2 protein-coding genes are annotated in these 974 nt (G+C 43.7%); one reads left to right on the plus strand and one right to left on the minus strand.

Going from position 1 to position 974, the window contains the following annotated elements:
- The first annotated feature begins 56 nt into the window (after positions 1-56).
- Positions 57-482 carry an N-acetyltransferase gene (locus B4K20_RS04750; RefSeq protein WP_289282057.1) on the plus strand — a complete coding sequence of 142 codons (426 nt, stop codon included), beginning with the start codon at positions 57-59 and terminating at the stop codon, positions 480-482.
- A 234-nt stretch (positions 483-716) separates the two neighbouring features.
- Here B4K20_RS04750 and B4K20_RS04755 read toward each other — a convergent pair.
- Positions 717-974 (minus strand): hypothetical protein (locus tag B4K20_RS04755; RefSeq protein WP_289282058.1); only part of this gene is annotated, 258 nt, incomplete at its 5' end.

A 974-nucleotide genomic window follows, 5' to 3' on the forward strand; every position in this document is an offset into this window, starting at 1 on the left:
TTATGAGGCCAGTGGCCTCATAAAACGCACTGTTACGAGAACTAGGGAACAAACAAATGATTCGGGACTATCGGGCAGCCGATATTGATCAAATCTTGGAAATCTGGCTATCTGCATCGGTTAAAGCCCACAACTTTATCGACCCTGAGTTTTGGAAGTCGAAGATTGGCATGATGCGTGATGTATATATTCCTGCATCGGAGACGCTTGTATGTGAAGCTGAGGGAGAGGTGGTTGGTTTCTATAGCCTGTATGAGAACAATCTTGCTGCGATCTTTGTGAAACCAGGCTCGCAAGGTAAAGGATTGGGTTCTGCTCTGATTTATGATGCGAAGAATAGGCGAGAGAAGATTCAGCTCACTGTTTATAAAGATAATATTCCGAGCATCAAATTTTATGAGAAGCACGGATTCAATTTACTTGGAGAGCGGATCGATGAGCACACTGGGCACCCTGAGTTCATCATGGGATATCACTCGTAACAAGTGGCTGTTGGCGGACGTACCTACGCTTCGCTCCGGCACACCGCAAGGCCAGGCGTTAGCTGCCAAATGAATCTATTTATCCTCAAGAGAATAGTTTAGGATAACCCGCCTGTTCGGACTGATTTTCTGACTTCAGTAAATATTGATATAACTAAATTTTAATCGTGTGTTAAACCTTCCTGCTGTAACGAAATAGATAAAATTGGAGCCAGCCCCTGTGGCTCCTCAGTATTAAGTGTCGAGTTTTAGTGTTGTCTCTTCGATTTGAGTAAAGCGTTGATCATTATCACGCTCTGCAAACACGAACACCTCTTGACATATTCGTTCTCCATCATGCTTCACAATCTCAATAATATGCCGCTTAGCGTAGCTTTTAGCATTGTCGAACTCATTCAGAATCGTAACAGTTACTTGTGCTATCACTTCTCTAAGGTCTGTGATGCGAGCAATAACAGCGATGCGATCATCCCAACTTCCGTTTGTCCGTTG

The sequence above is a fragment of the Methylophaga sp. UBA5088 genome (genome assembly GCF_002414625.1).
Classification (GTDB): Bacteria; Pseudomonadota; Gammaproteobacteria; order Nitrosococcales; family Methylophagaceae; genus Methylophaga; species Methylophaga marina.